The organism is Type-C symbiont of Plautia stali, assembly GCF_059730935.1.
The window spans coordinates 152,770-174,829 of sequence record NZ_AP035924.1; the positions used below are offsets into that span (position 1 = coordinate 152,770).

Sequence of the window (22,060 nt, forward strand, 5' to 3'; positions counted from 1 at the left end):
GCATCAATGCATAACGGCATCGGGCCTGAGGTCATCTGTAGGGTGCGCATTCATGCGCACCGGAATAGCCGCACAGAAATATCAGGATGAACAGCACGGTTAATCCACCGCCGGAATCCGCATAAACAGCGTGCCGCGATAGGGGATCGGCAGGAAATCACGGAACAGGGTTTCCAGCGTCTGCTGCGGATCGATGTCGGCGAACAGCTGCGGATACAGCGTTTTTGCCATGAACTCGGTCACCGCAATATGCCACGGGCTGAGATAAAAATTCATCCAGATTGCCGCCGCATGGCCGTTGCGAATCGCCTTCAGCTCACGCAAGCCGTTCTGCTGCGCGGTGAGCTGACGAAAACTGCTCAGCACCGCGTCGGGCGCGACGTCCGGCCCGAGGCGCAGCAGGCCTGCGCTGGCGTTATCGCCAAAGCCGGTGGCAAAGTAATACTCAGGCTGGGCTGCGATCACCTGCTCCTCACTCAAACGGCCAAACACGCCGTGCTGGGTTTTGCCTGCAATATTGTCGCCGCCGGCGGCGTTGAGCAGCTCGCCCAGACTGCCGTTAATCGCCGTCACGCAGCACTCGTTGCGCCGTCCCAGATGCAACTGCAACAGCACCGTGGGTTTCGGCCCGTGATAGCGCGCCAGCCGCTCCTCGATCACCTGCAGATGCGCACTGTAAAAGCGGTTGAACGCCGCCGCGCGCGCCTGCTGATTCAGCACCTCACCAAAAATCTCTACGCTGCGCCGGGTGTTCTTTAACAGATGTACGCGCAGATCGATCTTCACTACTGGAATATGCGCAGCATTCAGGATGCTGACCAGCCTCAGATCGGCATCATCGTAGCGCGCCAGGCTGGGCAAAACGACCACGTCCGGCCGCAGGGCGAGAATCTGCTCCGGATTGATCGCCTGAGGGCCGCCCGATCCGAGCGTCGGGATGTTCAGCATCTGCGGAAACCGCTGAGCAAAACTGTTCCACGTCTGGCTGTCATACTTTTGCAGATCGCGCGGCCAGCCGACGATGTGGCGGAACGGGTCATCCGGCGCCAGCAGTGCCAGGGTATACAGCATGCGGCTTTCACCCAGCACGATGCGCTGCGGACTATCGGGAATCTCCACCCGATTGCCGTCAATATCGGTGATCACCCTGGCCAGCGCGCTGGTGCTGAACGCCAGCAGCAGGAGGGCTGCCAGCCAGGCACGCCACGTCAGCGGCTTTTTCGCTCGATCAGAATTCAACGCTGGCCTCGACCATCAGGTTACGGGTTTCCCCTTCGCGCACGCGCAGGTTGCCGCCGCTGGAGGTGTAATAGTGCTTATTGAACAGGTTATTCAGGTTAAGCTTCAGCTGGGTTTTCTCGCCAAACAGCTGATTATTCCAGGCGATAAAGCTGTCGGCGACCACATAATCCGGCAGCGTAAAGCTGTTCTCCGGATCACCGGCGCGTGAGCCAACGTAGCGCGCACCGCCGCCGACGCGGAAGTCACCGGGAATGCCGTTCAGCGTCAGGTTATGGCTCAGGTAAAGCGCCCCGGCGTGACGAGGTGCATTCTGCAGGCGGTTGCCATTGTTCGCCGGATTGACGCCATCGTCGACGATTTCAGCCTTATCGTAGCTGTAGTTGGCGCTCAGATCCCAGCCCGGCAGCACTTCCCCATTGAGCTCAAATTCAGCGCCGCTCGAACGCGCTTTATTGATGGCGCGCGTGGTGCCGTTAATGTTGAGCGACATATCGCGTTCGTCGATGCGGTACAGCGCTACGCTGGCAAACAGCCGGGGCGAAATCTGCCACTTGCTGCCCACTTCCCATGTGGTGCCCTGTTCCGGCTTGCCGACGTTGCCGTCATCGTCGACGTCAGTCGACGGCGTAAAGGATTTGCTCACGCTGCTGTACAGTGAGACATCCGGCGTCAGTTTGTAAATCAGCCCGGCCTGCGGCAGGAACTTGTTGCCCTCGCTGTCCAGCGTTTGCACCACCGGATCGAAGCCCTTTGACGCGCGCTGTTCATAGTGCTGATAGCGTCCGCCCAGCACCGCAATCCAGTCGTCGGTGAGCGAAATGCTGTCTTTGGCGTATACCGAGCGACTGTGCAGGCGGTTAAGCAGGTTGGCGTTGGCGCTGTTTTCACTGCTGCTGTTGGTGATCGGTGCCAGCATATCGTATTGCGGATCGTACAGGTTGAAGCCGGTGTTCGCTTTGCCCTGATACTGGTGCGCACGGTAAGTCTGATTCATTTCATAATCGGTGCCGAACACCACATCGTGCGTCATGCCAAACAGCTGCGGGGAACCGATCACATCCCACGCCACGTATTTGGTTTTATGGTTGAAGCCACGGTTGGCGTCGGCGCGGCGCGTCACCACGCCGGTGGTGGGGTTAATCGCCGTGACCCGCACTTCGTTGTTGTCGTACTGACGCTGATTCCAGCCAAAAGTCAGGCGCGTGCTCCACGCCTCATTGAACTGCCAGTCGTAGTGCGCGTTCAGGGTTTTATTGTGGCCCCACGCATGGTTAGCTTTATCGTCCAGGCGATCTTTATAGCCAATCGCCACCGGCTGACCGTTAACAAACGCCGTGCCGCGATCGTAGGGAATATCGTACTGATAATCTTCGTAGCTGATGAGGAAGCTGGCCTGCTCGCCATACCACTGTAGCGAGGGGGCAATTAAGGTGTGTTTATCGCTGCCGAAATTGCGCCAGTAATCCTGATTCTGCTTTTCGGCAATCAGGCGGAAAGCAAAACCGTTGCCGAGCGGGCCGGTGACGTCCAGCGTGCCGGCGCCGCCGCCCTCGCTGGCTGCGCGACCGCTGACTTTGGTGTGCCAGGTGTATTGCGGCTTTTTGCTCACAATATTGATCACGCCGCCGGGATTCTGGATACCGTACAGCAGCGAAGCCGAGCCCTTCAGTACCTCGACACGTTCGGTGGTGGCGTCGAAATTCAACCCCTGGCTGCTGCGCACGCCATCACGATAGATGGAACCATCCGAGTTGCTGCCAAAGCCGCGGCGTACAAAGCCATCTTCGGTACCTGCCAGCGTATTGCCTTCGCTTACGCCGCTGACAAAGCGCAGCGCGTCGGCGAGGCTGGCGGCCTGATAATCCTCCAGCTGCTGTTGCGTCACCACGCTCACCGATTGGGCTTCATTGAGGCGCGACACCGGCGTTTTACTGGCGACCGAACTGCTGGTGGCGCTATAGCCGTCGTCACTGTTTTGCTGCTGCGCCGTCACGGTGAGGGTGCTGTTTTGTTCAGCGGCAAGGCTGTCAGTACTGCTGAGTGCCGTTACGCCGTAAATAGCGGCAAGGATAGCCGGATGGCACAGTAATTTAACCGCCCGCGGTGAGTTGTTCTGCATCGAATATAAACCTGGTGTAATTGCGGGATTATTTATTCCGCGCAACGAAGCTATCAGTAAAATGCTGCCGGTGACGAACAGGACATTCGCGGCCCGGCATTGTTATGCCATCAGTCAGCGGAAAAAGGCGGCTGAGATGTAATTGAGAATCATTCAAACATGAAAAAATGTAGTAGTAAACGTAAATGATGGTGTGGATACTACAGCAGAACGCGGCAGAAACTTTTGAACCCGGATTGTCAGAAAATTTATTTTAAATCAGCTTATTATTTGTTTTATAGCGTTTGAAGCTGGCCGGGTTAAGCCAGGCGCGAAGGGAGTGGGTAGCGGTAGCGGCGCAAATTTTTACTACAAGCCGGCCTGCCGACGCGGTTCACAACGATGCGATATTACTAACAGGCAACATAATGGCGGCAAATAACATTAAAAATCGGGTGGATGTATTCGGTGAACGCTACCGTGCGCGCGTCACGACATTATCGGCCAGCCTGCAAACGGTGGCGCGATATATCCACGAACATCGTGAGGCTATATTAGACGCGACTGCATTGGATATCGCCCAGGCCACCCAAACCTCTGACGCCACCGTGGTGCGCACCGTGCAGGCGCTGGGCTTTGCCGGTTTGCGCGATCTGAAAACCACGCTGGCCGCATGGTTTGGCCCGGCACAAAACTCGGAAGAGAAGATGAGCGCGACCATCAGCGAACTGTCGTGTGACATCAACTCCGGCATCGATTTTGTGCTGGGCGGCCATCAGCGCGCCTGCGAAGTACTGGCAGAACCGGAAAATCGCCAGGCGGTGGCGGCTGCGGTGACACTGCTACTGGAAGCGCGTCAGGTGGCGCTGTTTGGCATCAACGCTTCCGGCATTCTGGCGGAGTACAGCGCGCGACTGTTCCGGCGCATCGGCCTGCCGGCGGTGACGCTTAACCGTGCCGGGATTGCGCTGGCGGAACAGCTGATAACGCTACAGCGCGGCGATGTACTGATCATGATGGCGCAGAAATCGGCGCACCGTGAGGGCATGACGACGCTGAAAGAGGCGCAGCGGCTGGGTATGCCGGTGATTCTGCTGACCCACGCGCTGGATTCGGCGTTTGCGCAGCAGGCGGATGTGGTGATTAACGTGCCGCGCGGCGGTGAAAATGGTCGCATGCCGCTGCACGGCACGGTGCTGGTGTGCCTCGAAATGCTGATTCTGGCGGTGGCTTCCGCCAGTTCGGCACGCACGGTTAAAACCATGAAACGCATTCAGGATCTCAATCGATCGCTGAAACCCACGGCGAAGAAGGCGGGATAACCGCACATCACTCAGGCGCGGCGGCGGGGCGTTCACTCCGCCCTTCGCTTCCGGATCTATTTCACAGACTCGCTTGCAAGGCGCGCGTGGCTGTCGTTAATATTAAGGAAGTAAACATTTCCTTAATGAGTCCGCGTTAACGGCGCGGTAGCGCAGAATTGCATCCAATAAGGAAATACTCTTTACCAAAATAACCGGAGAACGCTTATGTCACTGCCTGCCCTGGACGCCGCACCGCGCTGGTCACAGCCCGTCGATCACCTGCCGCAATTTAACCATGCTTATGCCACGGTGGCGGGCGTGCGGCTGCACTACGTCAGCGGTGGCAATGTGCAGGGACCAGTGCTGGTAATGCTGGCGGGCTTTCCGCAGAGCTGGTTTGCCTGGCGTAAGGTGATGGCGCAGCTGGCGGCAGACTATTTCATCATTGCGCCGGATCTGCCCGGCCAGGGCGACTCCGACAAGCCTGCCAGCGGTTATGACACCACCTCACTGGCGCACAGCGTGCAGAGATTGTTGCAGCAGTTAGGAGTTGAGCGTTACTACCTGGCCGCGCATGACGTGGGTGCCTGGGTTGCCTGGCCGCTGGCGATGCTGCACGGTGATGCCATCAGCAAACTGGCGCTGCTGGATGCCGGCATTCCCGGAGTGACGCTGCCGGATGCGCTGCCTGCGACGCCGGACAAAGCCTGGAAAACCTGGCATTTTGCTTTTCACCTGTTGCCGGATCTGCCGGAAGCGCTGATCGCCGGTCGTGAAGCGCTCTATCTGCAGTGGTTTTTGCAGCGCAAAGCAGCCAGCCCGATGGTGTTTGGTGACGAAGAGATGGCGGAATATGTGCGGCTACTGCAGCAAAACGGCGCGCTGCGCGCCGGCATGGCGGCGTACCGTGAGGTCAGCACCTCAGCGGAGCAGAATCGTCAGTTGTTGCAAACCCGGGGCAAACTGGCGATCCCGCTGCTGGCGGTAAGCGCCGATCAGGGCTCAATTGCCGATATGGCACAGCCGCTGCGCACTTTTGCGGCCGACGTCAGCGGGATTCGCCTCGCGCACTGTGGTCACTTTATCCCGGATGAGCAACCGCAGGCGCTGGCCGACGCGTTACGTCAGTTTTTTGTGTAACGCATCACTCAACCGTGAATTTCCACGCGTAAGCGGCCGCGCCGTGAAGGGGTTGCGGCTGACTTGCAATTGCCACTGCATTGCGGCTAAGATAGGAACCAGTTGGTTTATAATTGCAGGGGAGGGCAGTGATGAAGAACCTGACCGTCATCGGTCGCCCGCGCGAGTTCGAGTTGGAAGAGGCCGCCCGCAGCGCCATGCACGTTTTCTGGGATCGCGGCTATGAAGCGGCGTCGCTACCGGATTTGATCGCCGGGACCGGTTTATCGCGCGGCAGTCTCTACAAGGCGTTCGGCGATAAAAAAGGGCTGCTGTTGGCCGCGCTGGATATCTACATGACCGAAGGTCTGAAAGCCACCTCGGATATTCTGGCGCAGCCCGGCGCGGTTAAAGCGGCGATTCGCGCCTCGCTGCTGCGTTATGCCGCGCTCTCCAGCGGCGAGAAAGGGCGGCGCGGTTGTCTGGTGGTGTCACTCACCACCGAGATGGCCGCGCATGATGAACAGATTGCCGAACGCACGGGGCGCATGTTCCGGCGTTTGCAGCAGCTGTATGCGGCAACACTGGTGCGCGGTCAGCTGAGCGGAGAACTGCCCGAGCGTGATGAACAGGTGCTGGCCCGCTTACTGGTTTGCCAGATTGAAGGGATGCGCATCCTTGGTAAAACCGGGGCAACGGAAGCAGAAATGAACGCCGTAGTGGACTGCACGATGCGTCTGCTCGACTAATTTTTTTTATCCATATTGGAACCAATCGGTTCCTTAGTGAGGTGTTGTGATGTCCGATCCGCACGCGTTAAATCCCGAGCCACGCCGCTGGGCGATGTTTATCGTCCTGCTGACAGGCGCATTTTTACCCCCGCTGGACTTCTTTATTGTCAATGTGGCGCTGCCCTCGATTCAGAGCGATTTGGCCACGTCCGGCTCAGCGGAGCAATTTGTCATCTCGTCCTATGCCGGGTTTTATGCCGTCACGCTAATCACCGGCGGTCGCCTCGGCGATCTGTTTGGCCGCGGGCGCATGTTCTTCGTTGGCCTGACCGGTTTTGCAGCGGCTTCTGCGCTGTGTGGCTTTGCCTGGTCACCGGGCGCGCTGATCGCTGGTCGCGTGCTGCAGGGCATCACTGCAGCGATTATGGCACCGCAGGCGCTGGCCTCGATTCAGGCGATTTTCCCGGAGGCGGAGAAATCGCGCGCGCTGAGCCTGTACGGCGCAGTATTTGGTCTGGCCTCGGTGATCGGTCAGGCGCTGGGCGGCATCCTGATCTCACTCAACCTGTTCAATAGCGGCTGGCGCGCCATTTTCCTGGTCAATCTGCCGGTAGCGCTGCTGGTGGTGCTGTTTGGCATCCCGTTGATTAAAGAGACGCGTGCTCAGCACGCACGCAAGCTGGATTTTGGTGGAATGGGACTGTCGATGATGACGCTGGGTCTGCTGATCGTGCCGCTGATTGAAGGGCGGGAAGCGGGCTGGCCGCTGTGGGCGTGGCTATCGCTGCTGCTGGTGCCGGTGCTGGGCACTCTGTTCTGGCGCTATGAAAGCCGGCTGGCAAAGCAGGGCGGCGATCCGCTGATCGATCCGGCGATTTTCAGCGTGCCGGGTCTTGGGCTGTCCCTGCTGCTGGCGCTGCTGTTCTACTCGATTGGCGTATTCTTCCTGCTGTTCTCGATCTATTTACAGGGCGCGCTGCATCAGGGCGTACTGAGCGCCGGGCTGATCTTCCTGCCCTTTGGTGCGGGTTTTCTGCTGGGGCCGTTATCCACGCCCGCTGCGCGACGGCTGATTGGGCCTTACGTTAACGCCACTGGGATGGTGCTGGAAGTGGTCGGCCTGCTGGGCCTGGCGTGGCTGATGGCCAGCACGCCGGTCGGGGTGTCACCGGCGGCGCTGCCGCTGGCCCTGGGGTTGTTTGTGGTGGGGTTTGGCCAGGGGCTGGCGCTGCCGACGCTGATGCACATCGTCACCGGACGCGTGGCACCCGCCTGGGCCGGGATGATTGCCGGTATCGCCAGCTCTACCTTGCAACTGAGCACGGCGCTGAGCGTGGCCATTATCGGCGGGATCTTCTATGCCGTGCTGGGCACGGGCAAGGGGCCAGGGGAAATTACCCATGCCTTCATCGTGGCGATAGTGTGTATGTCGATCTGCCTGGCGGCCGGCGCGCTGCTGAGCATCCGGCTAGCGCGCAGGCCTGCCGCACAGGCGGCGGTGCTTAAAACACGCGGGAGTTCCAACGCGTTGCGGGACTGATGGTTGAAGACTGGGTGTGATCACCCCCATCACTTTACCCGATGGCGTCCATTCCTCAGAACGACATCGTGACACCGGCGTACCAGGCGCGGCCCGGTTCGTTATAGGTCGATGCCCCGGCATTTTCGCGATAAACGCGCTTGTCAAACAGGTTGTTGATACCGGCGTTGGCGCTCAGGTTTTTAGTGATGTCGTAGTTGAGGTTCAGTCCGACAATGGAATACGGGCTGATTTCACGCTGCGACAGACCACGGCTGGCCTCGAGGCTGGTTTCCGCATACTGACGTGGCTTCTGCCGGCCGTATTGCGTCCAGTTGATGTTGGCGCTGAGCGCCTCGGTCGCCTGCCACTCCAGCTGCGAGTTGATGGTGAATTCCGGGATCACCGTCAGCGGGTTGCCGGTTTTTTTGCTCTCCGAGCGGAACATATAGGTGGCATTGGTGCGCCACTCCAGCGTGTCGGCGATCAGCGGGATGCTCAGATTGCCTTCCAGCCCTTCGACGATCGCCTTGCCGCCGTTTTCCCAGCGCAGCAGGTTATACGAGCCGGTTGAAGCCACCGGCGTGGTGCCGGAGATGATTTTGTTTTTGTAATCATTGCGGAACCAGGTGATGCCCGCGACATAGCCCTGATTACTGAACTCGATGCCCACTTCTTTATTCACGCTGATCTCGGGATCGAGGTCTTTGCTGCCCAGCAGGTAACAGCGTGACAGGCCAATCGGACAACCGTTGCCGCGCGTCGACAGGATATAGCCCTCAGTGGACTGATACAGGTTGGGCGCTTTAAAGGCGCGCGCAATTCCGGCTTTCAGCGTGAAGTAATCACCGAGGCCCTGCGACAGGTTGAGGCTCGGGCTCCAGTTAGCGCCAAACTGATCGTGATAGTCGAAGCGCAGGCCGGGAATCACTTCGGTGGAGTCGGTGGCGGCGATGTTGTCTTCGAAATAGAGCGAGCTGATGGTGGCGCTGTTTTTACTGTCACGCTGCGAACCATCGCTGGATATACCGCCGAAATCGACGCCCGGTGCGCTGGTGGCCTGTACCGATGCCGGATCGTTAAGTTCATCGCGATTCCACTCAGCACCCAGCGTAACGGTTTGATCGACCAGCAGCTGCAGCGGGAAATTGATCTCGCCGCCGGCGCGATAGCTCTCCAGCCGGCTGGTAGCGTACGTATCGCTGTTGATCATCCCTTCGGTGCTGCCGCCGGAGCCTTCTTTCAGACGGGTATTGTTGGTTTTCTCATAGCTAAAGTTAAGCTTAGAGGTGCCCCAGTCCCAGATGCCGTTGTGCACCACTCCGTAGTTCTGACGATACAGGCGGTTGGTTTCGCTGCCGTACAGCGCTTCCACCAGCCCGTTGGCGCTGGCATTGCTGTTGCTGTTTTGCGTGTCGCCAGCATAAATATTGCCCTGGCGGCTGTAGCCATAGCTGAAATCGACAATCTGCGTCGGGGTGATTTTCCACGACAGCACGCCGTTGATGTCTTTATTACGCACGCCTTCGCGTCCGGCGGCATAAGCGCCATTTTGCGCGGTGTTAATGTCGAAGGCGTCGGCATCCGTTTTGTTCAGGTTGCCGTACAGCCGCATGGTGAGTGCCTCACCGGCCAGCGGACCGCTGAGGTTGAAGTTCGCGCGGCGGGTGGCGCCTTCCTTGTCATCTTCTGGCTGGTTAGTGAACAGCGACAGCGAGCCGTGCCAGTCATTGGTGGGGCGTTTGGTAATAATGTTGACCACACCGCCAGCGGCACCGGAGCCATAACGGGCAGCGGCCGGACCGCGTATCACCTCAATGCGTTCCACCATTTCCGGCGGCACCCAGTTGGTATCCCCGCGTGAGTCGCGCTCACCGCGCCAGCTGTAACGCACCGAGTTACGGGAGGTGACCGGCACGCCATCGATCAGCACCAAAGTGTTTTCCGGGCCCATGCCGCGAATGTCGATCTGACGGTTGTTACCGCGGCTGCCGCTGGCGCCGTTACCGGTGAGGTTAACGCCGGGCATTTTGCGGATGATGTCCGCGAGGTCGTTAACGGGCGGACTTTTTTTGATGTCTTCAGCGGTAATGGTGGAAACTCCCGGCTGCTGCTTCAGCTCCTGCTCTGCCGTCACAATCATCGACTCATCGTCGGCCAGCTTCTCCGTGGGTTCAGCGGCAAACACCGGTGAGGTTAACAGGCCTGCCAGGTACAGTGCGACCGGACGCTTTTTGCCACATACAGTTACATTCACTTATATCATCTCCCTGATGCGTTAACATTTGTAAGCAAATGCGCATGATAATGAGAATGGTTTGCATTGTATATTGGTGTGCAACTTCTTTACATTCCTGCGCAAATCGCCTCGACGGGCCGCTTTTTTGTCAGTTTTTGTCAGCAGGGCGATACGCTGGCTTAGACAGGAACGTTATGGCTAATAAGCAAATCATTCAGCGTGGCAGGATAAGGAGGTGCCTGATTTGCGGCAACAATCTGATTTTTGCGCGACGACAGGGCCGCATTCAGGCCAGCAAAGAAACCTATTGCCGGATTTCGGCAATAGATATCTGTTTTTCGCATTTGTGATCGCTGCCTATCTTCCTGAGAATGGCTGCGGGACGTTTTGAGGATGACAATCCTTTGCGCCGCGCGGCTTTACGCGACATGAGCAAAGGGAAAAATACATCGCTACCTCGACGCCTTTTCCCTGCCGGGAAACATTTTAAATATCAGGAGAAAGGTTCCAGTGAAATTCGCAAAAGGTATCACCCTTTTCGCACTCGCTCTCAGTGCGCACACCGCGTTTGCCGCCGAACAATCCGTCCCAACCGACAGCTCACTGCATGTTCAGGCTGATGCCGCGCTGAAAAGCCTGGTGCCCGCCGACGTGGCGAAGCGCGGCTATATTGTGGCAGGAACCAACCCCAACACGCCGCCCACCACCTTCTATAAAGAAGACAACAAAACGCTGGCTGGTCGTGAAATTGACATCATGAACGCGGTCGGTGAGCGTCTCGGTATTCAGGTGCAATGGCGCGATACCGGCGGCTTCGACAACATCATTCCGGGACTGAAAACCGGCCGCTACGATGTGGCCTTGTCCAACATCAACGCCACGCCGGCGCGCGCCAAAATTATCGACTTTGTGAGTTACTACGACGCCAGCCGTCTCGGCATTATTTCGCGGAAAGATGCCAACGTCGCGCCGTTCAAAACCCTCGACGAGGTGTGCGGTAAAGAAGTCGGCGCCGGTTCCGGCACCACTCAGGTGACCCGTCTGGAAGAGGCCAGCAAAGCCTGTGAAGCGGCCGGGAAAAAACCGATTAAAGTGTCAGTGTTCCCGGATCGCCCGGCGGGTGTTCAGGCCGTGGTCAGCGGGCGTGTGCCGATGTTCCTCGGTCCGTACGAAGGCCTGCTGTGGCAGGTGAAAGTGATCAAACCGCTGACCATGAGCGGCGAAATCACCGTACATGATGCGCCGGTATCGGTCGCCTTCCCGAAAGATTCCGCGCTTGAACCTGCCGTACAGGCAGCGCTGAACTCGCTGATTAAAGATGGCAGCTACCAGAAGATCCTGGATAACTGGGGCATCGGCTTTGGCGCGGTTAAAGAGTCAAAACGTAATCAGGATATCTTTCAATGAGTGACTTTCACGACCACACCGACGATCTGAAAATCGTCGGTAAACGCTACTACGGACGCTGGCTCAGTGCGCTGGTGGTGCTGTTGTGCGTGGTGGCGATGGCGCATTCGATGATCAACAATCCGCGCTTCGAATGGGGCGTGATTGCGGAAAACTTCACCGGCGAGTCAATCCTGCAGGGCGTGCTGATGACGCTGCAGCTGACAGCGATTTCGGTGGTGCTGGGCTTCGCCTTTGGCACGGTGCTGGCGCTGATGCGCCTGTCATCCAACCCGGTGCTGGTCGGCGTCAGCTGGTTCTATACCTGGTTTTTCCGCGGCGTGCCGATGCTGGTACAGCTGTTCCTGTGGTACAACATCGCGGCGCTGTACCCGACCATTTCGCTGTCGCTGCCGGGTCTGGGTGAGATCTGGAGTACCCAGTCTAATGCGCTGGTCAGCCCGTTCAGCGCGGCGGTGATCGCGCTGGTAATGCATCAGTCTGCCTATGCGGCGGAGATCGTGCGCGCCGGGATTCAGAGCGTTGGCAACGGCCAGCTGGAAGCCGCCCGTGCACTGGGTTACCGTCCGGCGCAGATTTTCCGTCATACCGTACTGCCGCAGGCGATGCGCGCCATCATGCCGCCGGCCGGTAACGAAATCATCGGCCAGCTGAAAACCACGGCGGTGGTATCGGTGATCTCCCTGCAGGATGTGCTGTTTTCGGCGCAGATCATCTATCAGCGCACCTATGAAGTGATCCCGCTGCTGCTGGTGGCGACGCTGTGGTATCTGCTGATGACCTCGGTACTGTCGGTTGGTCAGTTCTATGTCGAGCGCTACTTTGGCCGTGGCGTCACGCGCCGCGAAAAGCGCAGTTTACTCAAGTCGCTGCCCAGTTTCTCCGCGCCTAAAGCCGAAAGGAGCGTCAGCAATGGCTGAAGCGATCGCCTTACGTAAGGTGACCAAACGTTTTTCCGGCGTCACCATTCTGGATGAAGTTAATCTTGATATCCCGGCTGGCTCGGTGACGGTGATCCTCGGACCGTCCGGCTCAGGCAAATCGACGCTGCTGCGCTGCATCAACCATCTGGAAAAACTGGATGGTGGCACGATTCGTATCGGTGGCGAGATCATTGGTTACAAGCAGAAAGGCCAGGCGCTGCACGAGCTGAGCAGCAGCGAGATTGCGCGTCAGCGTGCCGAAATCGGCATGGTGTTTCAGCAGTTCAACCTGTTCCCGCACCGCACCGTACTGCAAAACATTGTCGATGCGCCGATGCGGGTGAAAAAACAGAGCCGCCAGCAGGCGACCAGCAAAGCGCTGTCGCTGCTTAAGCAGGTGGGGCTGGCCGGGCGCGAAGAAGAGTGGCCGCAGAATCTTTCCGGTGGTCAGCAGCAGCGTGTGGCGATCGCCCGTGCGCTGGCGATGGATCCCGGCGTGATGCTGTTTGATGAGCCCACGTCTGCGCTCGATCCGGAACTGGTGGGTGAAGTGCTGCAGGTGATCAAACAGCTGGCGCACTCCGGCATCACCATGGTGATCGTGACACACGAGATCGGTTTTGCGCGCGAGGTGGCCGATAACATCGTGTTTATGGAAGGCGGGCGGATTGTGGCGGCGGGGCCGACGCAGCAGGTGCTCGACGATCCGGAAAACGGACGGGTAAGAAACTTTATTGCAACGGTGCTGTAAGCACCGTTTTTCATTTTTGACTCCAGGAAGCATGATGACGCAAAAACCGGTGATGCACAGCGCCCACTGGGGTGCTTTTACTGCCCGCCTGCAGGGCGATCGACTGACTATCGAACCGTTTCACGGCGATCCGGATCCCAGCCCGCTGCTGCAAAACTTTCACAATGTCCTGCATCACCCGGCGCGCGTGGCGCAACCGATGGTGCGCCGTGGCTGGCTGGAAAATGGGCCCGGCGCGGATCCACGTCGCGGTAATGACGACTATGTGGCGGTGAGCTGGGAGCAGGCTTACACGCTGGTGGCGCGCGAACTGCAGCGCGTCGGTGACGCGTATGGGCCGGAAGGTATTTTTGGTGGCTCATATGGCTGGTCAAGTGCCGGCCGCTTTCACCACGCGCAGAGCCAGGTGCACCGCTTTCTTAACACGGTGATGGGTGGCTATGTGCGCTCGGTGAACAGCTACAGTTCCGGCTCGGCTTCGGTGCTGTTACCGCATATCGTCGGCGACATGAATGAGATCGCCCGCCGCGGCGTCAGCTGGGAAGAGATCGCCCGGCATAGCGAGATCGTGCTGGCGTTCGGCGGCCTGGCGCTGAAAAACTCGCAGGTGGCAAGCGGTGGTCTGAGCGAACACACCGAACGCGGCTTTATGCAGCAGGCGGCAGAGCGCGGCGCACGCTTTATTTCGGTGAGCCCGTTGCAGAGCGATCTGCCCGATGAGGCGCAGGGAGAGTGGCTGGCGCTGCGTCCTGGTACCGATGCGGCCTTCATTCTCGGTCTGCTGTCGGTGCTGATTGACGAGCAGCGCACCGATGAAGCTTTCCTCGCGCGTTACACCGTCGGCTGGCCGCAAATGGTCGCCTATATTCGCGGCGAAGAGGACGGTACGCGGCGCGACGCACAGTGGGCGGCTGAGATTTGTGGCGTCAGCGCGGCAACAATCACCGATTTTGCCCGCCAGCTGCACGGCAAGCGCGTGCTGGTTACCGTGGCGCACGCGTTGCAGCGCGCGGAACACGGTGAGCAACCGGTATGGCTGGGGCTGGTGCTGGCGGCCGCGCTGGGCCAGCCGGGGCTGCCGGGCGGAGGATACACCTATGCGCTCGGCGCACTCGGCCATTACGGTAAGCATCATAACCTGGTGAGTTTCCCGGCGCTGCCGCAGGGCAGGAACGGTATTGACCGGCTGATCCCGGTGGCGCGCATCGCCGATATGCTGCTGCATCCCGGCACGCAGTTTGATTACAACGGCCGGCGTCTGACCTATCCGCACATCCGTCTGGCCTACTGGGCGGGCGGCAATCCGTTCCATCATCATCAGGATCTGGCGCGGCTGCGGCAGGCGTTTTGCCAGCTGGATACGCTGATTGTGCACGAGACCGCATGGACCGCCAGCGCGCGCCATGCGGATATCGTGCTGCCTGCCACCATGACGCTGGAGCGTGAAGATATTGGCGGTGCGCCGACCGATCGTCATCTGTTTGCCATGCAGCCGGTGGCGCAACCTTACGCGCAGGCGCAGGATGACTACACCATTTTTGCTGAACTGGCGCGTCGTTTAGGCCGTGAAGAGGCATTCACCGAAGGACGCGACGCCCGCGGCTGGCTGCGCCATCACTATGCGCAGCTGCAGGAAAAACTGGCCGCGCATCAGGTTACGATTCCTGACTTCGACCAGTTCTGGCTGCAGGGCGTGATTGAACTGCCGCAGCTGAAAGATGGCGGGCGGATGATCAATGCGTTTCGGGCCGATCCGGCGGCGGCACCGCTACCGACACCGAGCGGCAAAATCGAAATCTTTTCCGCCACCATCGCCAGCTTTGGCTATGAAAATTGCCCCGGCCATCCGGTGTGGCACGCGCCGCAGCAGCAGCCGGATGCGGAACATCCGCTGTGGTTGATCGCGAATCAGCCGGCCACGCGTCTGCACAGCCAGCTGGATTTTGGTGACTACAGCCTGAGCGGCAAACGCGAAGGACGTGAGGTGTGCAGCCTGCATCCGCACGATGCCGCCGCGCGCGGCATTACCGACGGCGACATTATCGAGTTGTACAATCAGCGCGGTCACGTGCTGGCCAGCGCTCGCGTTACCGAAAGCATTATGCCGGGGGTGGTGCAGTTGCCGACCGGCGCCTGGTACGATCCGGTCGATCCCACCGCGCTGCGACCGCTGTGTCGCCACGGCAATCCGAATGTGCTGACGCTGGATATCGGCACTTCATCGCTGGCGCAGGGCTGTAGCGGACAAATCACCGTGGTGCAGCTGCGCAAATACCGCGGCGAACTGACGCCGGTGCAGGCATTTATTCCGCCGCAGCCGGTCAGCTACAGCACTGAGATTATCTGAGGCCGTGCAGGGCTTCGCCTACCGCATCAAATAGCCGGTCCAGTTCGGCCGGCTGGGTATCAAACATCGGGCCGAACTGCAGCGTATCGCCGCCAAAGCGGACGTAAAAGCCGGCTTTCCACAGCGCCATGCCCGCTTCAAACGGCCGCACGGTCGCGTCACCTTCACGGGGTGCCAGTTGAATGGCACCGACCAGCCCGCAGTTGCGGATATCCACCACCTGCGGACAATCGCGCAGCCCGTGCAGCGCGCGTTCAAAATGCGGTGCCAGTTCAGCTGACTGGCTAATCAGCGCCTCGTTTTCCAGCACGTCCAGCGTCGCCAGCGCGGCCGCGCAGGCCACCGGATGCGCCGAATAGGTGTAGCCGTGCGCAAACTCAACCGCGTGCTGCGGCAGCGGCTGAGACATAAAGGTGTGATAGATTTCGCTGCTGGCCACCACGCCGCCCAGCGGAATGGCACCGTTGGTAATCTGTTTGGCGAAGTTGAGCAGATCCGGTGTGACGCCAAAATACTCCGCGCCGCTCCAGCGTCCCATGCGGCCAAAGCCGGTGATCACCTCGTCAAAAATCAGCAAAATATCGTGCTGCGTACAGATCTCACGCAGGCGCTGCAGGTAGCCGTGCGGCGGAATAATCGCGCCGGCGGAACCGGACAGCGGTTCAACAATCAGCGCGGCAATAGTCGAAGCATCATGCAGTTCAATCAGCTTCAGCATCTCATCCGCCAGCGCCTCGCCCCCCGTGGCGGGCTGACCGGGTGTGAACGCCAACTCTGGCTGCAGCGTATGCGGCAGGTGATCAACCTCCAGCAGCTGACCAAAGGCCTTACGGTTGCCGCCGATTCCTCCAAGGCTGGTGCCGCCAATGTTCACGCCGTGATAGCCGCGCGCGCGACCAATAAACCGGGTTTTATTGGGCTGGCCTTTGGCCCGCCACCAGGCGCGCGCCATTTTCACCGCAGTATCCGCCGACTCCGACCCCGAACCGGTAAAGAACACGTGGTTGAGATGGCCGGGCATCAGGCTGGCGATGCGCTCGGCCAGCTGAAACGACAGCGGATGGCCGTACTGAAAGCCCGGCGAGTAATCCAGCGTACCGAGTTGCTGTGCGACTGCCTGCTGGATTTCACGGCGCGTGTGGCCTGCGCCGCAGGTCCATAAGCCGGACAGACTATCGAAAATCTGGCGGCCGTCGCCATCGGTCAGCCAGTGGCCGTGCGCGGCAACAATAAAACGGGGATCATGCTGAAAATAGCGGTTAGCAGTGAACGGCATCCAGTGCGCCTGTAAATTCAGATCGGCGGTATTAATCGGCTGTGACATCGGGGTTTCTCCGGCATGTGTTAAGCAGAGTTTGCAATCCGCCGCCGGTTAAGTTAAATGCTAATTAACTTGTCTTCACTTATGGATTTACTCACCTGAATGAAAAAGAAAGCGCTGGCCCAGGTGACCGACTTTGACCTCAGACTGCTGCGCGTTTTCAAAACCGTCAGCGAGTGCGGCAGCTTTTCTGCCGCCGAAAGCCTGCTCGGCATTACGCGCTCGGCCATCAGCCTGCACATGAGCGATCTGGAAAAACGGCTGGGCATGCGCCTGTGCCAGCGCGGTCGCGCCGGGTTTGCGCTCACTGAGGAAGGGCGTGAAATTTTACGACACAGCGAGACCATGATGGCGGCGGTGGAAGATTTTCGCCAGCAGGTGAACCAGATGCATCAGCAGCTGCGCGGAGAGTTCAACATCGGCATCATCAATAATCTGGTGACGCAGCCGCGCATGCGTCTCACCCATGCGCTGGCGGCACTGCGGGAGAGCGGGGCAGGGATCCGTATCAACATCAGTATGTTAACCGCGGCGGACATCGAGCGTGGCCTGCTGGAAGGACGCCTGCACGTGGGCGCGCTGCCGATGGCGGCGCCGGTCTCCGGGCTGGCGTACGCACAGCTGTATGATGAACATGCGCAGCTCTATTGCAGCCACGCGCACCCGCTGTTTAACCAGGCGGAGCGGCCGGAACACCACGCGCTGGCGGCCTGCGATGCAATAGCGCCGCTGTTTCGCATGCCGGCGGAGGCGATTGTGCTGCATCAGCAGCTGAACTGCAGTGCCACCGCTTCCGATCGCGAAGGGATCGCGTTTCTCATTCTCACCGGGCGCTATATCGGTTTCCTGCCGGACCACTACGCCGCGCAGTGGGTGGATAAAAAGCAGATGCGCGCCCTCGCGCCGCAGCAGTTCCATTACCACAGTCAAATCGCGCTCGTCACCCGCCAGGGCCCGCGTCACAACGCCATCCTGCAACGCTTTTTGCAGGCGCTGGCGCTGGACGAGCCCGACGCTTAGCGGAGGCGCTAAGGCATTCTAGTTACAACATACTGTTAGTTTGCTACATCAACCCGGGTGCCAGCACCGTGCGGCGTAAAGTCTGACAGGCCTTGATGGCAGGCGGGGTGACGAGAGAGAAGAGGGCGAAAAAAAGGGGAGAACCATGCGTTCTCCCCTGAAATATCACTGCTTTATGCGCGCAGCGGTTCGCCGCGTACCGGGCGATCGCCCGCCACGAAGTAGTCCGCTTCGCTGCGCGGTAACGGCTGGCGGCCACGAATGTTGTCGGCGATCTTCTCACCAATCATGATGGTGGTGGCGTTCAGGTTACCGGTGATGATCAGCGGCATAATTGAGGCGTCGACCACGCGCAGTCCCTGCAGGCCGTGTACGCGACCTTCGCCATCCACGACCGCCATCTCATCGCTGCCCATTTTACAGGTGCCGCACGGATGGTAAGCGGTCTCAGCATGGTTGCGCACAAACTCATCCAGCTGCTCGTCGCTCTGGCACTCCAGCCCCGGACTTATCTCTTTGCCGCGATACTTATCCAGCGCCGGCTGGTTGATGATTTGCCGCGTGATGCGGATGGCATCGCGGAACTCATGCCAGTCCTGCTCGTGCGCCATGTAGTTAAACAGAATCGCCGGATGACGGCGCGGATCGCGCGACTTAATGCGCACGTGACCGCGGCTTGGCGAACGCATCGAACCGACGTGACACTGGAAGCCATGCGCTTCTACCGCATTCGAGCCGTTGTAGTTAATCGCCACCGGCAGGAAGTGGTACTGAATGTTGGGCCAGGCAAACTCTTCCCGGCTGCGGATAAAGCCACCGCCTTCAAACTGGTTGCTGGCGCCGATACCGGTGCCTTTGAACAGCCACTCGGCACCAATTTTCGGCTGGTTCCACCACTTCAGGGCCGGATAGAGCGATACCGGCTCTTTGCACTCGTACTGCAGGTACATCTCCAGATGATCCTGCAGGTTTTCACCGACGCCCGGCAGATCATGCACCAGCGGGATGTCGTGCTGCTTCAGCAATGCCGCCGCGCCAACGCCGGAGCGCTGCAGAATCTGCGGCGAGGCGATAGCACCGGCGCACAGCAGCACTTCACGCCGCGCATGCACGGTGTGCGACGTATCGCTGGCGCCGTGCAGATACTGCACGCCGACCGCGCGTTTGCCCTCGAACAAAATGCGATCGGTGGTGGCGTGGGTGATGATTTTCAGGTTCGGACGCTGTTTCGCCGTATCCAGATAACCGCGCGCGGTGCTGGAGCGGCGGCCCTGCGGCGTCACGAAACGGTCCATCGGACCAAATCCTTCCTGCTGATAACCGTTGAGATCGTCGGTGCGCGGATAGCCCGCCTGCACGCCGGCTTCAATCATCGCGGCGAACAGCGGGTTGTTGCCTGGCTTACAGGTGGTGATGCTCACCGGGCCTTCGCCGCCGTGATAATCATTAGCACCGATATCGCGCGTTTCCGACTTGCGGTAGTAGGGCAGGCAGTCGCGGTAAGTCCAGTTTTCCAGACCCGGCTGCTGCGCCCAGTTGTCGAGATCCATGGCGTTACCACGGATGTAGCACATGCCGTTGATCAGCGACGAACCGCCCAGCCCTTTACCGCGTCCGCACTCCATGCGGCGGTTATTCATGTGTGGCTCAGGCTCGGTTTCGTACGCCCAGTTGTAGCGTTTGCCCTGTAATGGCCAGGCCAGCGCCGCCGGCATTTGCGTGCGGAAATCAAAGCGGTAATCGGGACCGCCGGCCTCCAGCAGCAGGACGTTCACGCTGCTGTCTTCGGTCAGTCTTGTTGCCAAAACGTTCCCTGCGGATCCGGCTCCGATAATGATGTAATCAAATTCCATTAGTCGCTCCTCAGGTTAAGCTTGATTAAAATACCGACTGAAAACGGGTCAGTTCGACCTGCACAGATTTCACCTGCGTGTAGCTCTGCAGCGTCATCAGACCATTCTCGCGCCCGATACCGGAGTGCTTGTAACCGCCCACCGGCATTTCAGCGGCGGATTCACCCCAGGTGTTGATCCAGCAAATGCCCGCTTCAATCTGGTGAATGACGCGGTGCGCGCGATTGAGATCCCGGGTGACCAGACCCGCCGCCAGGCCGTATTCGGTGGCATTGGCGCGGCGCACCACTTCTTCCTCGCTGTCATAGGTCAGGATCGACATCACCGGTCCGAAAATCTCTTCGCGTACGATGGTCATCTCATCACGGCAATCGGTGAACACGGTCGGTTCTACCCAGGCACCGTTATCAAACGCTGCGCCGCTCAGACGTTTACCGCCGCACAGCAGGCGCGCGCCTTCGCTGATGCCGGATTCGATATAGCGCAACACATTGTCACGGTGCGGGAAGCTGACCAGCGGGCCAAAGTTGGTAGCCGGATCGTTGACATCGCCAGCTTTGATGCGCGCCACGCGTTCAGCGATTTTTGCTTCAAACGCCTGCTGCAATGCCGTCGGCACAAACACGCGCGTGCCGTTGGTGCACACCTGGCCGGAGCTGTAGAAGTTCGCCATCATGGCGATGTCGGCGGCGAGATCGAGGTCAGCGTCGTCAAACACGATCAGCGGAGATTTGCCGCCCAGCTCCATGGTCACCTCTTTCAGCGTGGAGCCGGCCGCGTTGGCCATCACTTTTTTGCCGCTGGCCACGCCTCCGGTGAAGGAAATTTTGTCGATGCCCGGATGGTCGGTCAGCAGCTGACCGGTCACCGCGCCGCGCCCGTTCAGCACGTTGAATACGCCATCCGGTACGCCGGCTTCGCTGTAGATTTCTGCCAGCTTCAGCGCGCTCAGCGGCGTCACTTCGCTGGGTTTAAAGATCATCGCGTTACCGGCCGCCAGCGCCGGCGCAGATTTCCACAGCGCGATCTGGATCGGATAGTTCCATGCGCCAATACCGGCGACCACGCCAAGCGGTTCGCGGCGCGTATAGACGAAGGAGGTATCACGCAGCGGGATCTGCTGGCCTTCCAGCGCCGGAATTAGTCCAGCGTAGTACTCCAGCACATCGGCACCGGTAACAATGTCCACCGCCTGGGTTTCACTCAGCGGTTTCCCGGTGTCGAGGGTTTCCAGCGCCGCCAGCTCATCGTTACGCTCGCGCAGGATATCCACCGCACGGCGCAGGATGCGTGAGCGCTCCATCGCCGTCATGGCCGCCCAGATTTTCTGGCCTTTTTGCGCGGCGGCGACCGCGCGATCGACATCCGCCTGCGCGGCTTCATGGACCTCGGCCAGCACTTCGCCATTGGCCGGGTTGATGGTCTGGAATGTATCGCCCGCTGCTGCGGCAACGTATTGACCATCAATGTATAAATGCTGCTCGGTGAATCGGGACATGGTTGCTCCTTCCTCAGTGATTCGCGGCGCCAGCCAGCTGCTGGCGAATGAATTGGGTGGTGAGCGTTCTGGCAATCGCCAGATCAAACGGTTTGCCGCTCAGCGCGGCGCGCAGCCACAGGCCATCAATAAGCGAGGCCAGACCGTGCGCGGCCAGCCGCGCCTGCTCACGCGGTAGCTCGCGGCGAAACTCGGCAGCGAGGGTGGAAAACAGGCGACGGCTGCTGACGCGTTCCAGGCGACCCAGCTGCGGCTGATGCATGCTGCTGGCCCAGAAGTCCAGCCACGCTTTCATCGCTGCGCTGTGCACCTGGGTGTCGTCGAAGTTACCTTCGACAATCGCCAGCAGGCGCGCTTCGGTGCCGGCTCCCGCCAGCGGTTTCAGTCGTGCCGCCACCGCATCAAGCAGCTGACGCGTCACGTCGCGCATGGTGGCTTCCAGCAAACCGTTTTTGTCTTTGAAGTAGTGGCTGATGATGCCGGTCGAGACGCCGGCGCGCCGCGCAATCTGCGCAATGGTCGCGTCATTGATCCCGACTTCGTTAATGGTACTCAGGGTCGCATCAATCAGTTGCCGACGACGTATCGGCTGCATTCCCACCTTTGGCATGACTCCAGCTCCACCGCAATGTAAGACCCCTATTAAAACTTTTTTTGATTGCACGTTCAATATAAAAAAGAAACTTGT

The 22,060-nt window shown here is 59.5% G+C and carries 16 protein-coding genes; 9 read left to right on the plus strand and 7 right to left on the minus strand.

All coding sequences use genetic code 11. From position 1 onward, the window contains the following. Window positions 1–99: 99 nt before the first annotated feature. Both AC6I7J_RS19935 and AC6I7J_RS19940 read right to left on the minus strand, forming a co-directional pair. A complete protein-coding gene (locus AC6I7J_RS19935; protein ID WP_498007410.1) occupies window positions 100–1,239 on the minus strand; it encodes an ABC transporter substrate-binding protein in 1,140 nt (379 codons plus the stop codon). Continuing rightward, window positions 1,229–3,361, minus strand: coding sequence for a TonB-dependent siderophore receptor (locus tag AC6I7J_RS19940; RefSeq protein WP_498007411.1), 2,133 nt, complete (start codon window positions 3,359–3,361; stop codon window positions 1,229–1,231). The genes AC6I7J_RS19935 and AC6I7J_RS19940 overlap by 11 nt, the downstream gene beginning before the upstream one ends. A gap of 407 nt (window positions 3,362–3,768) precedes the next feature. Here AC6I7J_RS19940 and AC6I7J_RS19945 point away from each other — a divergent pair, with 407 nt between their 5' ends. From AC6I7J_RS19945 to AC6I7J_RS19960, 4 genes are all read left to right on the plus strand, one after another. Continuing rightward, a complete protein-coding gene (locus AC6I7J_RS19945) occupies window positions 3,769–4,662 on the plus strand; it encodes a MurR/RpiR family transcriptional regulator (protein ID WP_498007412.1) in 894 nt (297 codons plus the stop codon). Window positions 4,663–4,869: 207 nt separating this feature from the next. After that, window positions 4,870–5,784 (plus strand): alpha/beta fold hydrolase, encoded by a 915-nt coding sequence (locus AC6I7J_RS19950; RefSeq protein ID WP_498007413.1) that lies wholly within the window; start codon window positions 4,870–4,872, stop codon window positions 5,782–5,784. Between the two features lie 131 nt (window positions 5,785–5,915). Beyond that, window positions 5,916–6,512 (plus strand): TetR/AcrR family transcriptional regulator, encoded by a 597-nt coding sequence (locus AC6I7J_RS19955; protein ID WP_058770527.1) that lies wholly within the window; start codon window positions 5,916–5,918, stop codon window positions 6,510–6,512. A gap of 49 nt (window positions 6,513–6,561) precedes the next feature. Then, entirely contained in the window at window positions 6,562–8,034 is a 1,473-nt protein-coding gene (locus AC6I7J_RS19960) for an MFS transporter (protein ID WP_498007414.1), read from the plus strand. A gap of 55 nt (window positions 8,035–8,089) precedes the next feature. On the opposite strand, the gene AC6I7J_RS19965 is transcribed toward AC6I7J_RS19960, so the two are convergent. Next, complete coding sequence (locus AC6I7J_RS19965) at window positions 8,090–10,270, minus strand: TonB-dependent siderophore receptor (RefSeq protein WP_498007415.1); 2,181 nt, start codon at window positions 10,268–10,270, stop codon at window positions 8,090–8,092. Window positions 10,271–10,762: 492 nt separating this feature from the next. Here AC6I7J_RS19965 and AC6I7J_RS19970 point away from each other — a divergent pair, with 492 nt between their 5' ends. Genes AC6I7J_RS19970 through AC6I7J_RS19985 form a run of 4 tightly spaced genes read left to right on the plus strand, consistent with a single transcriptional unit; the run spans window position 10,763 to window position 15,680 of the window. Further along, window positions 10,763–11,659: an ABC transporter substrate-binding protein gene (locus tag AC6I7J_RS19970; RefSeq protein ID WP_021509534.1), complete on the plus strand. Its 897-nt coding sequence runs from the start codon at window positions 10,763–10,765 to the stop codon at window positions 11,657–11,659. Further along, window positions 11,656–12,579 carry an amino acid ABC transporter permease gene (locus tag AC6I7J_RS19975; RefSeq protein WP_498007416.1) on the plus strand — a complete coding sequence of 308 codons (924 nt, stop codon included), beginning with the start codon at window positions 11,656–11,658 and terminating at the stop codon, window positions 12,577–12,579. The genes AC6I7J_RS19970 and AC6I7J_RS19975 overlap by 4 nt, the downstream gene beginning before the upstream one ends. Next, complete coding sequence (locus AC6I7J_RS19980; RefSeq protein WP_058758829.1) at window positions 12,572–13,333, plus strand: amino acid ABC transporter ATP-binding protein; 762 nt, start codon at window positions 12,572–12,574, stop codon at window positions 13,331–13,333. The genes AC6I7J_RS19975 and AC6I7J_RS19980 overlap by 8 nt, the downstream gene beginning before the upstream one ends. 34 nt (window positions 13,334–13,367) lie before the next feature. Then, window positions 13,368–15,680 (plus strand): molybdopterin-dependent oxidoreductase, encoded by a 2,313-nt coding sequence (locus AC6I7J_RS19985; protein WP_498007469.1) that lies wholly within the window; start codon window positions 13,368–13,370, stop codon window positions 15,678–15,680. On the opposite strand, the gene aptA is transcribed toward AC6I7J_RS19985, so the two are convergent. Next, window positions 15,673–17,004: an omega-aminotransferase AptA gene (gene aptA, locus AC6I7J_RS19990; protein ID WP_498007417.1), complete on the minus strand. Its 1,332-nt coding sequence runs from the start codon at window positions 17,002–17,004 to the stop codon at window positions 15,673–15,675. The genes AC6I7J_RS19985 and aptA overlap by 8 nt on opposite strands. Window positions 17,005–17,103: 99 nt before the next feature. Here aptA and AC6I7J_RS19995 point away from each other — a divergent pair, with 99 nt between their 5' ends. Next, a complete protein-coding gene (locus AC6I7J_RS19995; RefSeq protein ID WP_498007418.1) occupies window positions 17,104–18,021 on the plus strand; it encodes a LysR family transcriptional regulator in 918 nt (305 codons plus the stop codon). A 173-nt stretch (window positions 18,022–18,194) separates the two neighbouring features. Here the strand turns inward: AC6I7J_RS19995 and betA are convergent, their stop codons facing one another. The 3 genes from betA to betI are packed head-to-tail and all read right to left on the minus strand — an operon-like array spanning window position 18,195 to window position 21,982. Next, entirely contained in the window at window positions 18,195–19,874 is a 1,680-nt protein-coding gene (betA, locus tag AC6I7J_RS20000; protein ID WP_021509528.1) for a choline dehydrogenase, read from the minus strand. Window positions 19,875–19,899: 25 nt separating this feature from the next. Then, a complete protein-coding gene (gene betB, locus AC6I7J_RS20005) occupies window positions 19,900–21,372 on the minus strand; it encodes a betaine-aldehyde dehydrogenase (protein WP_058758825.1) in 1,473 nt (490 codons plus the stop codon). Window positions 21,373–21,385: 13 nt separating this feature from the next. Continuing rightward, window positions 21,386–21,982, minus strand: a complete 597-nt coding sequence (betI, locus tag AC6I7J_RS20010) for a transcriptional regulator BetI (RefSeq protein ID WP_498007419.1) — start codon at window positions 21,980–21,982, stop codon at window positions 21,386–21,388. Between the last annotated feature and the right edge of the window lie 78 nt (window positions 21,983–22,060).

What these genes read in the sequence shown, in the direction of transcription:
- AC6I7J_RS19940 (WP_498007411.1), bottom strand. Translation starts at nt 3,361, where the DNA reads ATGCAGAACAACTCACCGCGGGCGGTTAAATTACTGTGCCATCCGGCT.
- AC6I7J_RS19945 (WP_498007412.1), top strand. Translation starts at nt 3,769, where the DNA reads ATGGCGGCAAATAACATTAAAAATCGGGTGGATGTATTCGGTGAACGC.
- AC6I7J_RS19950 (WP_498007413.1), top strand. Translation starts at nt 4,870, where the DNA reads ATGTCACTGCCTGCCCTGGACGCCGCACCGCGCTGGTCACAGCCCGTC.
- AC6I7J_RS19955 (WP_058770527.1), top strand. Translation starts at nt 5,916, where the DNA reads ATGAAGAACCTGACCGTCATCGGTCGCCCGCGCGAGTTCGAGTTGGAA.
- AC6I7J_RS19960 (WP_498007414.1), top strand. Translation starts at nt 6,562, where the DNA reads ATGTCCGATCCGCACGCGTTAAATCCCGAGCCACGCCGCTGGGCGATG.
- AC6I7J_RS19975 (WP_498007416.1), top strand. Translation starts at nt 11,656, where the DNA reads ATGAGTGACTTTCACGACCACACCGACGATCTGAAAATCGTCGGTAAA.
- AC6I7J_RS19980 (WP_058758829.1), top strand. Translation starts at nt 12,572, where the DNA reads ATGGCTGAAGCGATCGCCTTACGTAAGGTGACCAAACGTTTTTCCGGC.
- AC6I7J_RS19985 (WP_498007469.1), top strand. Translation starts at nt 13,368, where the DNA reads ATGACGCAAAAACCGGTGATGCACAGCGCCCACTGGGGTGCTTTTACT.
- aptA (WP_498007417.1), bottom strand. Translation starts at nt 17,004, where the DNA reads ATGTCACAGCCGATTAATACCGCCGATCTGAATTTACAGGCGCACTGG.
- AC6I7J_RS19995 (WP_498007418.1), top strand. Translation starts at nt 17,104, where the DNA reads ATGAAAAAGAAAGCGCTGGCCCAGGTGACCGACTTTGACCTCAGACTG.
- betA (WP_021509528.1), bottom strand. Translation starts at nt 19,874, where the DNA reads ATGGAATTTGATTACATCATTATCGGAGCCGGATCCGCAGGGAACGTT.
- betB (WP_058758825.1), bottom strand. Translation starts at nt 21,372, where the DNA reads ATGTCCCGATTCACCGAGCAGCATTTATACATTGATGGTCAATACGTT.
- betI (WP_498007419.1), bottom strand. Translation starts at nt 21,982, where the DNA reads ATGCCAAAGGTGGGAATGCAGCCGATACGTCGTCGGCAACTGATTGAT.